Origin of the sequence: Phytopseudomonas daroniae (assembly GCF_004327285.1) — a bacterium.
Taxonomy (GTDB): Bacteria; Pseudomonadota; Gammaproteobacteria; order Pseudomonadales; family Pseudomonadaceae; genus Aquipseudomonas; species Aquipseudomonas daroniae.
In genome coordinates, this window is record NZ_QJUI01000014.1 from 171,376 (window position 1) to 185,167 (window position 13,792).

A 13,792-nucleotide genomic window follows, 5' to 3' on the forward strand; every position below is an offset into this window, starting at 1 on the left:
TCCAGAAATAAGCACAAAGTGCCGAACCTTTGGGATGGCGCAGCTAGAAGCGGACGAGGTGAAACTGGGTGCTCTTGCCTACCCATTGAATTCACCCAGGTTGATATTCAGGCGCCCGAGGCGGTAGAGCAGCGTGCGTCTCGGCAGGCCGAGCTCACGAGCGGAAAGACTCTGGTTACCGTCATTCTTGCGCAGGCAATCGAGCAGCAAACTACGCTCTACCTGCTCCAGCCGTTGGCGCAGATTAAGACTGCTGCTTTCAGGCACGGCGTGTGTCCCGAGAGAGAAATGCTCGGCCAGCAGCTCGCCGCCTTCGCACAGCAAAACGGCGCGTTCGACCAAGCCTTTGAGCTCGCGCACATTGCCGGGAAATGCGTAAGTGGAAAGGTGCTCGAGCGCGGCATCCGACCACCGCACCGCGTCACGCTGCAGAAACTCACAGGTCTTATCAGCGAAGTGCCGGGCTAAATCGGGAACGTCGCCTTCGCGCTGACGCAGAGCAGGCAACTCAATGGGAAACTGCGCAAGACGGTAATACAGATCCTCACGAAACTTGCCTTCACGCACTAGCATCGATAAGTCTCGATGCGTCGCGGCGAGAATACGTACGTCGATCTTGTGAGTGTCGTTGGAGCCCAACGGACGTATTTCACCCTCTTGCAGTACACGCAACAGCTTGGCTTGCAGTGACAGCGGCATGTCGCCGATTTCGTCGAGCAGCAGAGTGCCGCCATTGGCAGCGTCGAACAGCCCTGGACGGTCGCGGTCGGCCCCGGTAAATGCCCCCTTGCGATAGCCAAACAGCTCGCTCTCGAGCAGGCTTTCCGGAAATGCGGCACAATTCTGCACGATGAACGCGCGAGACCGACGCGGCCCAAAGTCATGAATCGCCCGGGCGACCACTTCCTTGCCAGTGCCTGTCTCGCCGCGCAACAGCACCGTGTAGGGGCTGTGCAGAACCTTGCTGATCATCGAGTAGGTCTGACGTATGCTGGCGCTCTTGCCGATCAGGCCGTAACCGCTAGTGCTTGGCACACTCGCTGATGCAGGCCGTAACTCATTGGTTGGCTGACGCAAACGTCGCAACAAATGCAGTTGGCCAAGCACGAACGAGCCAAGTTGACCAAGAGAATCGGCAAAGCCTTGCAGCTCAAGATTTCGCCGGCTGGCGCAAAGCAGCAAACCTTCGACAGCCTTTTGCTGGTTGACCAACGGCACGCAGAGCAGAGATTGCCAAGGCGCAGTCTGGGTCGGTAGAAAACTGGTTTCGTGCAGACTGCTGCTCAGGTCACTGAGACAAACCACGCGGTTCTGGCACAGGGCGAACTGCAGCAGTTGCTCACCGTTGTAATCAGCCGGCAGGCCTGCCGCCTTGCGAGGCTGCAGGATGCCGTTCAGGTACTCGGCATGAATCCCCAGGCAGGTATGGGTGGCATCCAGCAGGTATAACTGCGCCAACTCACAACCACTGAGCTCGGTCAGCCCACGCACGAAGTCACCCACTAACCCTGCGCCGTCCGCGGCCCGCGACAGACTGGCGAACTGAGCCAGCAGAGCTTCAGCATAGGCCAGTGGTTGAGGCACCTGAGTGAACATCACACCCACCTCAGGCGAACTCGCAGGTCACGCTGGCGTTGCCGTCGAGCGTGGCATGTGCACGCTTGAGGCTTTCACCGCTAGCCATGGCGTCGAGCAAGCGGTCGGCCACCAGCGGCAGCACGTGCTGATCAAGCAGATGATCAATCAGGCGCGCGCCGCTTTCGCTTTGGGTGCAGCGTTCGGACAAGTGATCGACGAGGTTCTGGCACCAGCTGAAGCCCAGCTGACGACGGCTCAGGCGCTCACCGAGACGGCCCAGCTTGATTTCGATCAGCTCGCGCAACACCGGGCCGCCGACTGGGTAGTACGGCACCACCTTCATGCGCGCCAGCAAGGCCGGCTTGAAGTGCTTGCTGAGCACCGGACGGATGGTTTCCTCCAGCACTTCTGCGGTCGGTCGCGCGCCGCCTTCGCACAGATCGCTGATGCGATCGCTGCCCAGGTTCGAAGTCATCAGGATCAGTGTGTTGCGGAAATCAATCTCGCGCCCTTCGCCGTCGTTGGCCACGCCCTTGTCGAAGATTTGGTAGAACAGGTTGAGCACGTCCGGGTCGGCTTTTTCCACCTCATCGAGCAGCACCACCGAATACGGTTTCTGCCGCACGGCTTCGGTGAGCATGCCGCCCTCACCGTAACCGACATAGCCAGGCGGCGCGCCGATCAGGCGCGAGACCGTATGTTTCTCCTGAAACTCCGACATGTTGATGGTGGTGATGAAACGATCGCCGCCGTACAGCAGGTCAGCGAGAGCCAGCGCAGTTTCGGTCTTGCCGACGCCGCTAGGGCCAACCAGCAGAAACACGCCGACCGGTGCATCAGGCTTGTTCAGGCCGGCAGCAGTCGCGCGCATCGAGCGATCAAGTGCGTGCACAGCTTGCTCCTGACCACGGATACGCGTGCGCAGGTCGGTGGCGAAACTAGCAACCTTGGCGTTGTGCTCACGGGCCAGTTGCGCGAGCGGCACGCCGGTCCAGGCGCTGATCACTTCGGCCACCAGACGCGGGCAAACTTCGAAGCTGACCAAGCGCTCTTTGACCTGGGCAGCGGTCAGGGCGCTGTGGGTTTCGTTGAGTTGGGCTTCCAGCGCTTCGACGCTTTGACCTGCCTCGACGTCGGCAGCAAGGGTTTCGATCACGGTGCCTTCGGCGTCTTCTTCGACGCTGACGGCCGGCTCAACGGCGGCGGTTTCACGGGCCTTGGCCAGTTGCTGACGCAGTTCCAGCAGGCGCTCGGCCAATTGCTTCTGCTCAGTCCACTGGGTTTCCAGTTCGACCATTTCCTGCTCGGCGTCGCCCAGACGGGCTTCCAATGCATCCAGCGTTTCATGGTCGATCAACAGACCGGCCTCGGCATCGCGGCGTAGTGCCTGACGCTGACGGCCACCTTCAGCCAATTCGCCCCGCAGGCGCTCAAGGCTTTCCGGCGCGGCGGCGAGGCTGATACGCACACGGGCGCAAGCGGTGTCGAGTACGTCGACGGCTTTGTCCGGCAGTTGCCGACCGGCCAGATAACGAGCGGACAACTCGGCGGCAGAAACTACCGCGTCATCACGCAGGTAGATGCCGTGGCTCCTCTCGTACACCTGAGCCAAGCCACGCAGGATGGTCACCGCTTCGCTGACGGTCGGTTCGTGCAGTTGCACCGGTTGGAAACGACGGGCCAGCGCCGGGTCTTTCTCGAAGTATTTCTTGTACTCGGCCCACGTGGTGGCGGCGATGGTGCGCAGTTCGCCACGGGCCAGTGCCGGTTTCAGCAGGTTGGCCGCATCAGAACCGCCGGCATTGCCGCCAGCGCCGATCAGGGTGTGGGCTTCGTCGATGAACAGAATGATCGGTTTCGGCGAGGCTTTGACCTCGTCGATCACGCCTTTGAGGCGCCGCTCGAATTCACCTTTGACGCTGGCGCCAGCCTGCAACAGCCCCATGTCCAGCGACAGCAGCTCGACACCTTTGAGCACTTGCGGCACCTCACCGGCCGCAATACGCGAGGCCAGGCCTTCGACGATGGCGGTCTTACCGACGCCAGCCTCACCGACCACGATCGGGTTGTTCTTGCGGCGCCGAGCGAGGATATCGACCATCTGCCGAATCGCGCCGTCACGGCACAGCACTGGATCGAGTTTGCCATCGCGGGCCTGTTGAGTCAGGTTGTGGGTAAAGCGCTGCAGCAGCGATTCACCTTGCGCGGCTGGTTTGCCATTGGCTGCCTGTTGCTCCTGTTGCGACAGAGCAAATTCTTTCAGACGATCGATGTTCAGCTTGGCGAGCAGCGGCTGATAACGACTGCCGGCGTAACGCATCGGGTTGCGCAGCAGTGCAAGGATCAGCGCCGCGTCTTCGACCTGGGTCTGGCCCAGTTCGAGGTTGGCCACCAGCAGCGCGTCTTGCAGCCACTGCACCAGTTCCGGAGCGAACACCGGGTTGCGCGACGCACTATGCTCAACCCGCGATTGCAGCGCTGCGCTCAGTTCACCGGCGTCCACGTCGGCATCTTGCAGCGCACGCGAGAGCAGTCCATTCGGACGCTCGAGCAAACCCAACATCAAATCTTCGACCAGAATCTTGCTGCCGCCACGGGCGACACAACGTTCGGCCGAACGCTCCAGGTCACGACGGGTTTCGGCGTCCAGCGCCTGGATGAGTTGTTGCAGGTCTACGTTGATCATGGCTCACGTCCTAATGAATTTTGCTGCCCAGGGTCACCACGCCGTCCGCTTTTTCGCGGCCCAGCCAACTGGTCCAGCCGAGGCGACAGGCGTTCTGCTCACCGATGCGCAGTTCGCGAATTTCTTCCCGGCGCAAAACCAGGCGAATGTCGTAGTCGAGCGGGTCGCGCAGGGTGAACCGCACCAGCGCGCAAAGCGGCTGGTAACCGAAACCGATCGGCAGGAATTCATGAAAACGCTGCCAGTCGAGCTCCGTGATATGAATGCGGAATTTTCCACTGCGGTCGCGCACATGCTCGCCGAGCACCAGGTCTTCGCCGAGCATGCTGTTGGCGAGACCTAGACGGTTGCGCTGCTCGTCGAGAATCTCCACGCGTCGCTCGATGCACTGCTCGATGACCAGATCTTCGTGCTTGAAGTAGTAACGCAGCACCGCTTCGATCAACGCCGCCGAGTGAGCCCGCAAACTGAGCAGGCCGAGGTATGGCAGCAGACGTTTCCAGTTCAGCTCCTTGGCCTTGCGGATATCGTCACCACCCAGGCCGATCAGCGCGAACAGCTGAGACGAGAACGGGTCGATTGCACCGCTCTGGAAACTGGCGCGGTAGCGGTACTTGCGCCAGATCGGCAGCATCAGCCGTTGCAGGCGATGGTGGAACAGGTCGAGGAAATTGCGCGTCGGGTTGCCGTCCTCGCTGTCGCCCAGTGCCTGCTCGCCGTAGAACGCCGGCAGTGGCGAACCGGAACCGACCAGACCGATCAGATTGAAACGCATGCGCGCGCGCATCTGTCCGTGTTCTTCGAAAAACTCCACACGATCAACATCGCTGCCAGGGAATCCAAGACTAGGGTTGGCCTGGAACTCCAGCTGATCGTACAGATCGTCTTCGCTCAGGTGCGGGTGTGCATCGCGCAGCCGGTCGATTACCAGCAGCACGCCCTGAAACAGCGAGTACTCGCGTATTACCCGGGTCAGCCCGCTCAAAGCAGGGGCTGCAGGCCCATACGTGGTGTCCATTGGTACACCTCTCCCTGTGTGCTTTTTACCCGCAGCTCATGGTACGAATTGAGACTGGCGTAAAGCGCGAAAAACTCGTTGAGAACCGAAGCGAAAACGAACAGATCGCCTTCGCCGATATAGCCTTGCGGGTCGATGGTCAGCTCGGTGCGCAAACCACGCACCGGCAAACCACGATGCAGCCGATCCACGTGGTGGTGTTTGATCTGCTTGAGTCCGCCGAGCAGACGTTTGCTGACCTTTTCCGCGTGCTGGTCGTAGTAGCGCGGTAGATCGTAGGTTTCCAGAATCACCTTCAACGCATTGACGTCGGCCAGCGACAGATAGTTAAGCGACATGTTGCTGATCAGCTTCCACAGGAAGTCACGGTTCAGCGGCGGCGCGAAACTCGAAGTGGCCGGGGTGATGTTGCGAAAACTCAGGAATTCCGGCGTCTCTTCGCAGGCCATGCAGATGTCGCCGAGCTTGAGCTTGCGCGGCAGGTTCTGGTTGGTGCACATCAGCTCGATCGACAGGGTCTCGTGGGCTTCGGTGTAGCGGATGCCGAAGCTCAGGTAAGTGTCGAGGCCGTCGTGCAGCAGTGACGACCGCTGGCGGATGCTGTAATGCGGGCGGCTGTTGGGCACGTCGAAACTCGGGTCGTGCTCGAAGGATTCGAACGGCACGTACTCTTGGTACCCAAGGCCGCCGGGCTTCCAGCCAACTACCGTTTCCACCGAAAACACACCGCAGTTTTCCAGGTCGAATTCCGCTGGCAGCAACAGGTACTCGTCCTGTTTGCCGTCGAGGCGGATCGGCAGTGCGTCGTGCTCGAACAGGTTGACGATCGGCGTGCAGAACAGCTTCACGTTATCCAGCGTCGGGCGTAGGCGCTGGATGCCACCACTCTTGCGGATATCGAAGCGCAGCTCCAGACCACGCATCTGCTTGAGGGTGTCTTCCGGCAGCGCCCTGAGAATGTCCAGACCGCTGACGTCGACGAACAGGAATTTGTCCTGAAAGGCGAAGTATTCCTGCAGGTAGCGATAGCCACGGAAGGTATTCAGCGGATACGGGATCAACGCTTCTTCTTCGGCAAAGCCCACCGGTTGTACACGGTCGCCCGACATCTTGAATGCCATCGGAATGTCGTTGATGCCATCGATCGGCTTGCCGGCGCCGTCGAGCGGGATCAGTTCGATGCCTTCGAGGTTGCGCAACAGGCTCAGGTAAAGCATCTGGCTGATATAGCGCTCACCGGCAAAATGCAGACGCAGTTTGCTCAGTTCCAGTTCGCCGAGGTGGCCGTCGGCGCTCATTTCCAGACGCAGGCTGAGCAGCGAACCGTCGCCCTTCACCGAGTAGTTCAGCGCGGCCAGATCCAGCGGCAACACCTCGGTCGGGTAGCAGGTGCGGAAGCGGCACCGCACGTCTTCGATCGGCTTGCTTTCAATCGGCGTATCGCGCGACACCATCAGCGCGGGGCCGGAACGCTTGAGCGGATCGAACTGCAGAATGCTGAATGCCGGCAGCGGCCGCATGTAGTTCGGCCACAGCAACTGCATCAGCGAATGGCTGAGCTCCGGCAACTCGTCATCGAGTTTCTGCCGCAGACGCCCGGTGAGAAACGCAAAGCCTTCCAGCAACCGCTCCACATCCGGATCCCGCCCGGCCTGCCCCAAATACGGCGCCAGCGCCGGACTACGCTCTGCGAAACGGCGCCCGAGTTGGCGCAGCGCGGTGAGTTCGCTTTGGTAGTAGTGGTTGAAAGACATCAGGAAGGGGACTCCGTGTCATTGTCGGCAAAGGCTTCCTGCAATTGCACATACTCACGCCAGGCTTCGGGGTGAGCGGGATTGTGCAGCCACTCATTGCGCTGCTCTTGGGACAATGACTGCCAGTAAGGCCACCAGTAGCACTGCCACCAGTGAGCGACGCTACCTTGCAAGCTGCCCAAACCGAGGGCATCGATGTCAGGGAAGACCTGCCATGGCTCCGGAGGAGCCAGGTTGGGCAACACCTGCAGCAGGCGAGTGCTGTTACTCACCAGCACAAGCGCAACCCCCTCGCCAAGCGCCTCGGTTTGCAGGGATACCGCTTCCTGACCTTGACGATAGGTCTGGAAATGATCGCTCTGAACGCTTTCCAAGAAACCGATGTCGGCAATCTGCCGCGCCACTTGGGAGACAACGCTGACGGTGACGTGCGCCTTTAATAGATAGGCACCGTAACCATTAGCTATTAGAGAGATGATGGCTGGGTATTGATGAATCGTCTTGGGAATGAACAATTCTCGGGGAGGGTAGAAAGGCTGTAATGATTTCAGCTCGGCTTCAACTCCCTGATTCCAAATTTGCTCGGTGGAAGTTTTCCTACGAAAGAATGCAAATAATTTCATGCTTAGTTCTCGTAGTCATTCTGGCTGTCAGGGCATTGTCCAACTGAAGGCATGCCACTGTGTGGTATACGAATGCCCTGCCCCGTTGTTGGCCCATCTATGGCCTTAGTCCATGTCAATTGGAGTGCCATCCTTGTTCTCCAGTTGAAGCTGTTTGCCATTCTTAAGCTCGACGGTATCCCCACCGTAATAACCAAGAAAATCAATGCTGGCCAAGGGTAAGCCTCGCCCGTTTAACCAGCCTTGGGCCCAGAGACTACCGCTCTCATAGCGAACCTCAAGAAAGTATCGCGGAGGGTCGGCGTCCGTGATTTCAAAGAATGCTCCACCATCTACACCACCGCTCCATTGGGCATTGGGGTGATCGCGTAGTAGGTCTGGTTTTGCAACTATTGGTTCCCACCGGATAACAAGCAACACAACTAATATAAGAGCAAGCAGTAACGCTATGACTGCCAAAGAGATCCATTTCAGTGTTTTCAATCCGAAATCTCCAAGGTGTCGTTTACGTAGTCGTAGTCCAGGTCAGGATTACTGAATTGAAACTGTTTCATATAAGCACTAGGAATCACGACAGGTGGTCGGAAGGGACTATCCAATCCGATGTGATCGACCAGATCGGCGACAAACGTCATGCAGTTGTAGTTACCGAGATCATATGCTTGGCGCTTGGGGTCGGCATTCTCTGCTTCCTTCGCCTTGAGCCAAGCCAGCGCTTGGTCAAATACCTGCCCACGTAATACAACGCCAGCAATCCGGCCTGACTGTCCATGATTACTCGAAACCGCCCGCAGAGTTTTCTTGAGAGAGGACTCGGTTATCATTCCGCCTTTCAAAGCCACATCAGGAATCTTTCCCGAGCGGGTCTTGCCATCCGGCCCATAGCGGCCATATTCGTAATATTTGGTGAGCCCGTTTTTTCCATTCACGATCAATACTCCTGCATGGCCCAGATAAGGGGCTTTCTGAGCTGGGATCGTGATTTTTCGGCCAAATATCTCGGCTTCATAGCCGTCGATGTGAATCAGGTAATCAGGGAAGACCACTGGGATGACGAAGTCTTCTTGCCCAACCAAGTAAAGCTGTGCAGGGCTTTGATCCTGAGCCGGGGTAGTTTTTACCGTACCGAGTGGAATCGCTGCTTCAGTCATTTCACTCGCCTCGCAATATCCAGCTCGGCTTTACGAAAAGGGCAACCGATTGCGGTATATCCTTCTTGCCCAAAGGCCGCGTTAGACCGTTTGTATCCGTCGTGCCGTGTACTTGACTGCCGTCCTCCAAGGTAGCTGTGTAAGCCATATTTTTTATCGGCGCACCGCTTGCCTGATCCAGCAATTGAACACACACGTCAAACCCAAAAATGCTTAACGGAATCGGCGGCACAAACGGTACCGGCGAATGTGAGTTTCCAATAATCACCGTCCCTGAACCTGCAGTGACTTTGTTGCCATGCGTGCCCACCGAATCAACCGTGGCGGCAGGCTTGCCGTTGATCAACACAGTGGTCGCCAAGCCGCCCGACATCGCACCACCACACACCGAGGCATCGCCTTGGCGGGCGGCCGCGAGGCCGTCGAAGAATACGTCGCCGGAACCGGCGACAATCGGGTTGGTGCCGTGACCGGAGCGCGGACAAGCAGTGGGGTCGGATACGCGTGCTGCGGGTTTGCCGGACATCGTGATTTCCTTAATTGACCTTCACTTGACCGCTGCCATCCAGGCGCGCGGCGAAACTGACCTGACGCTTGAAACCAGCAACTTCCAATAGGCCTTCGATGCTGAAGGCCAGACGCAGCTGATCGTGGTCACGCGGCAGGGAAATGACACGCACGTTGCTCAGGCGCGGTTCGTACGCCTCGATGAAGCTTTCGATGGCCAAGCGGGCCTGACTCAAAGAGTCGTGCAGGCTCAGGCGCATGTCATTGAGATCGGGCAACCCGTAGTCGGACAGCGTTTGCACGCTGCCGGCCCGGGTGCTGAGCATTTTGGCCAGATGGGCAGCCACCGAAGCCATGGCGGAAGCTTCGAGGCTCCTGCCACTGCGTTTTTCTGCATCGCCATTGAGGCGTTCGAAAAGGCTGCCGTATCCGTCCATGAGTCGCTCTTACTCTTTGTCCAGCTTGCCAACCAGCGACAGGGTGAAATCGGCCCCCATGTACTTGAAGTGCGGACGCACGTTCAAGCTCACGCGGTACCAGCCTGGCTCGCCTTCAACGTCGCTGACGGTGATTTGCGCAGCGCGCAGCGGACGACGGCCACGAACTTCGGCACTCGGATTTTCCTGGTCGGCCACGTACTGGCGAATCCACTTGTTGAGTTCCAGTTCGAGGTCGGTACGTTCTTTCCACGAACCGAGTTGCTCGCGCTGCAGCACCTTCAAGTAGTGTGCCAGGCGATTGACGATCATCATGTACGGCAGTTGGGTGCCGAGCTTGTAGTTCAGCTCTGCAGCCTTGCCTTCTGCGCTGATGCCGAAGAACTTCGGCTTCTGCACCGAGCTTGCGGAGAAGAACGCCGCGTTGTCGGATCCCTTACGCATGGTCAGGGAGATGAAGCCTTCCTCGGCCAGTTCGTATTCACGACGGTCGGAAACCAGAACTTCCGTAGGAATCTTGGTTTCGATTTCGCCCATGCTTTCGAAATGGTGTAGCGGCAGGTCTTCAACCGCACCACCGCTCTGTGGGCCGATGATGTTCGGGCACCAGCGGAATTTGGCAAAGCTGTCGGTAAGCCGGGTGCCGAACGCGTATGCAGTATTGCCCCACAGATAGTGCTCATGGCTCCTTGCTACGGTTTCCTTGTACACAAACGACTTGACCGGGTTTTCCTCCGGGTCGTATGGGTTTCGCAACAGGAAGCGCGGTACCGTCAGACCAACGTAGCGGGAGTCTTCCGACTCGCGAAAGCTCTGCCATTTGGCGAATTGCGGCCCCTCGAAGTGATCTTTCAGATCCTTCAGATCCGGCAGGCCGGTGAAGCTTTCCAGGCCGAAGAACTTCGGGCCGGCAGCAGCGATGAACGGCGCGTGGGACATACAGGATACGCTGGCCACGTACTGCATCAGCTTCACGTCCGGCGAGCTTGGGGACATGTAGTAGTTGGCGATGATCGCGCCCACCGGCTGGCCACCGAACTGACCGTACTCAGCGGTGTAGATATGCTTGTACAGGCCAGACTGCATCACTTCCGGCGAATCTTCGAAATCGTCCAACAGGTCTTCTTTGGAGACGTTGAGGATTTCGATCTTGATGTTTTCGCGGAAATTGGTGCGGTCGACCAGTAACTGCAGACCCCGCCACGACGATTCCAGCGCCTGGAAATCCGGGTGATGGAGGATTTCGTCCATCTGGCGGCTGAGTTTGGCATCGATCTCGGCGATCATCCGGTCGACCATGGCTTTCTTGACCGGCTCACCGTTGTTCTGCGGCTTGAGCAGCTCTTCGATGAACGCCGACACACCGCGCTTGGCGATGTCGTAGGCTTCGTCGTCCGGCGTAAGGCGGGTTTCGGCGATGATGCTGTCGAGAATGCTGTATTCACCGTTATCGGCGGCGTTCTGTTGTGCTGCGCTAGTGCTCATTGTGTTGGCTTCCTTGGCTGCTGGAGTCTCAGGCGTCCGGGGCTGTGGCGTTCAGGCCCAGCTCACCGAGTACGCGACCACGCGATTCGTCGTCGGCGAGAACGCCTTCGATGGCTTTACGGAACGCAGGTGCGTTACCCAGCGGACCTTTGAGGGCCACCAGCGCGTCGCGCAGTTCCATCAACTTTTTCAGCTCAGGGACTTGCTCAACAAGGCTGGTCGGATTGAAGTCCTTCATCGAATTGACCCGCAGTTGCACGGCCAGCTCATCGGCTTCACCGTCATCCTGCAGACGGTTCGGCACGCTCAGAGTCAGCCCTAGCTCCTGCTTGGCCAACACCTCATCGAATGTCATCTTGTCGATGCTGATCGGCTTGCGATCTTCGATTTTGCGATCGTCCTTACGGTGGGTGTAGTCACCGATTGCCAGCAGTTTCAGCGGCAGTTCAATCTCTTCCTGAGCGCCGCCGATGGCGGGTTTGAAGGTGACGTTGATGCGTTCCTTGGGGGCTACCGAGCCTTCTTTGGCCATGGCTTTTCTCCTTGCGGTTGTGGCCCTGGGGCCTATTCGAGTACCACTTCGAGGTCGAGGTGGCACAGCCTGCGATAAATCTCTTCCTTGCGTTCACGCACTGCGTGGTTCTGCGGCAACAACTCGCAGCAGCTATGCAGCAGGTGCAGCACTTCCAGCGCAAGATCGGGCTCCCAGGCGTGCAGGCCTGAGTCCTGCAGTGTTTGGTCGAGGGCTTCGAGCTGAGTCTTGGCCAGCTCGTATTTCTTGGCCATGAAACACAGCCGTGCCAGAGTGAACTGCCAGAAAAATCTAACGCGCCCGCCGTGGGAATTTTGCATACCGTGCTTGAGGATCTGCACAGCCGGCTTCAAGCCATCCCTGCGCAGAATCGGCAACACATCTTCCAAGGCTTTTTCCCAGACGGGCTGGTTCTCGGTATCGGTTTCAACCTTGCGCGGCGCGCTGGCACTTTGCAGATGCGGCATGACGTTGGCAGCGATCCACGCTCGTGTGGACGGGTCAGCGAACGGAGCACCGTCATGGAACCGCAACTCGATAATGCCGGGCAGGCGCTGAATCAAAAGCGCAAAGTGGATTTCCACTTCGCGCATCGCCATCTCGGCGTTCAAGCCCTGAAGGCATTCCCAGGCCATTCGCTGTCCATCGAACCAGAAGGGAGCCTTGGCCAGACTCGCCTCCAGCTCCACCAGCAGGTCGGCATATTTGCCTTGATCCAACCGCTCTTGATAGGCCTTGAGCTTATCGGCCGGCAATCCCCGCAGAACGGTGATTTGCTCATTGTTGCGTTCGGGGACGGCATCTACGGATAGCCACAGCAACGTGCGGTTGAGTCGCAGAGCTCGCAGGTCGGTGGCTTTTTGCTTGAGCCACCAAGCACACAAGGGGCGGGCGTTTTCCTGCTGAGCACGCAAGGCCTTATGGGCCTCTTTCTCGTTATCGATCGGCGCGCCGGGCGTAAAAAGCTGCGTGGCGGCCTGCTTGACCTGGGCCACCGTCGCCCCCACCACACCGGGTTCCGGCTGATTGTTGGCAGCGCGCTGCACCATGCCACTCAGGCGACGGAAAATCGGTAGCAACAAAGGGGCTTCATCGCCCAAATGCTTGGTGCACGCGGCGTCGAGGCCTTCCAAGTGCTCCACCATACGGCGGAACAGCGGTAGCTGCTCTTTGACCGGGACGTTTTCGGTAAGTACTTGCTCGATGCGTGGGAGCAGCCAACTGACGGCTGCGGCACGGGTTCTGGCTTTAGTGGGGTGAACGTCCGGCCAGTGGTTTTCGCACAAATAACGCAGCAATCCCAGGCCAGCAAGCAGGCCCTGGAAGGATTCACGCTGGTACAGAGCCCAGGTCAGCCAAGCGCTGACACGCAGATCCTTCGACTGGGTGCGCAGCAGATTTTCGCTGTTTTCACGAATCTTGAGCCAGTCGATCTGGCCACTTTCGTGCATGGACGATGCTTTGGCCAGCTCGCTTTCCAACGCCTCATATTCGCTGGAGAAGCGAACATCCTCGCCAGCAAAACTCTCTTCGGAAATAAAGGCTTTAGCGAGCTCAAGATAATGAGCTGAAAGCTTGCTTGAGTAAGACATCCTTGACCTTAAGTTAGCTTGCGTCCATGTAGCCCTGCACTTCGCATAACCAGAAAAAAGGGTTTTGCGGCAATACGAAACCGGTTGAGTTCCATAACCTTCAGGCGCTGAAATCCTATGCACAGCATCGGCGATTAGCAAGCACCGCTTAACCAAGCCGCCAGGAAACCCCTGAAATAGAGACTCAGCTCCCAGTTTTCGAGGATGCATGTCACACATGCAGTAATAATCACCCACACGCCAAGCAACTTTGAATTCGCGCCTTGGCGTTTACGGCAGTTCCTAACCATACAAAGGCAATATGCGCAAAGAACTGCGCACCCCCATGTGGATAACCCTGTTGATATATCCCTGAACACTTCGGTATTGCTGCCTATAAAGCCCTATGCGCAAGAATCTGCACAGCAGTGCGCAACTTCTTGCGCACTT

At 58.3% G+C, this 13,792-nt stretch carries 12 protein-coding genes; all 12 read right to left on the minus strand.

Translation table 11 applies throughout. The features are described 5' to 3' along the window. Positions 1-78 precede the first annotated feature (78 nt). Complete coding sequence (locus DNK06_RS17135) at positions 79-1,596, minus strand: sigma-54 interaction domain-containing protein (RefSeq protein ID WP_131181201.1); 1,518 nt, start codon at positions 1,594-1,596, stop codon at positions 79-81. A gap of 10 nt (positions 1,597-1,606) precedes the next feature. Further along, the gene (tssH, locus tag DNK06_RS17140; protein WP_131181202.1) at positions 1,607-4,264 is read right to left on the minus strand and encodes a type VI secretion system ATPase TssH; all 2,658 of its coding nucleotides are present in this window, start codon (positions 4,262-4,264) and stop codon (positions 1,607-1,609) included. A gap of 10 nt (positions 4,265-4,274) precedes the next feature. After that, positions 4,275-5,282, minus strand: a complete 1,008-nt coding sequence (tssG, locus tag DNK06_RS17145) for a type VI secretion system baseplate subunit TssG (protein ID WP_131181203.1) — start codon at positions 5,280-5,282, stop codon at positions 4,275-4,277. Next, positions 5,246-7,036 carry a type VI secretion system baseplate subunit TssF gene (tssF, locus tag DNK06_RS17150; RefSeq protein ID WP_131181204.1) on the minus strand — a complete coding sequence of 597 codons (1,791 nt, stop codon included), beginning with the start codon at positions 7,034-7,036 and terminating at the stop codon, positions 5,246-5,248. The genes tssG and tssF overlap by 37 nt, the downstream gene beginning before the upstream one ends. Beyond that, the gene (locus DNK06_RS17155; protein ID WP_131181205.1) at positions 7,036-7,659 is read right to left on the minus strand and encodes a hypothetical protein; all 624 of its coding nucleotides are present in this window, start codon (positions 7,657-7,659) and stop codon (positions 7,036-7,038) included. The genes tssF and DNK06_RS17155 overlap by 1 nt, the downstream gene beginning before the upstream one ends. A 105-nt stretch (positions 7,660-7,764) precedes the next feature. Beyond that, positions 7,765-8,142, minus strand: a complete 378-nt coding sequence (locus DNK06_RS17160) for a hypothetical protein (protein ID WP_131181206.1) — start codon at positions 8,140-8,142, stop codon at positions 7,765-7,767. After that, positions 8,139-8,810 (minus strand): hypothetical protein, encoded by a 672-nt coding sequence (locus DNK06_RS17165; protein WP_131181207.1) that lies wholly within the window; start codon positions 8,808-8,810, stop codon positions 8,139-8,141. The genes DNK06_RS17160 and DNK06_RS17165 overlap by 4 nt, the downstream gene beginning before the upstream one ends. A gap of 1 nt (position 8,811) precedes the next feature. Next, positions 8,812-9,336 (minus strand): PAAR domain-containing protein, encoded by a 525-nt coding sequence (locus DNK06_RS17170; RefSeq protein WP_131181208.1) that lies wholly within the window; start codon positions 9,334-9,336, stop codon positions 8,812-8,814. 10 nt (positions 9,337-9,346) lie between these two features. Further along, entirely contained in the window at positions 9,347-9,754 is a 408-nt protein-coding gene (tssE, locus tag DNK06_RS17175; protein ID WP_131181209.1) for a type VI secretion system baseplate subunit TssE, read from the minus strand. Between the two features lie 9 nt (positions 9,755-9,763). Further along, entirely contained in the window at positions 9,764-11,239 is a 1,476-nt protein-coding gene (gene tssC / locus DNK06_RS17180; protein ID WP_131181210.1) for a type VI secretion system contractile sheath large subunit, read from the minus strand. A 28-nt stretch (positions 11,240-11,267) separates the two neighbouring features. Next, positions 11,268-11,771 carry a type VI secretion system contractile sheath small subunit gene (gene tssB, locus DNK06_RS17185; RefSeq protein ID WP_131181211.1) on the minus strand — a complete coding sequence of 168 codons (504 nt, stop codon included), beginning with the start codon at positions 11,769-11,771 and terminating at the stop codon, positions 11,268-11,270. A 32-nt stretch (positions 11,772-11,803) separates the two neighbouring features. Continuing rightward, positions 11,804-13,363, minus strand: coding sequence for a type VI secretion system protein TssA (gene tssA / locus DNK06_RS17190; RefSeq protein WP_131181212.1), 1,560 nt, complete (start codon positions 13,361-13,363; stop codon positions 11,804-11,806). Positions 13,364-13,792: the final 429 nt, after the last annotated feature.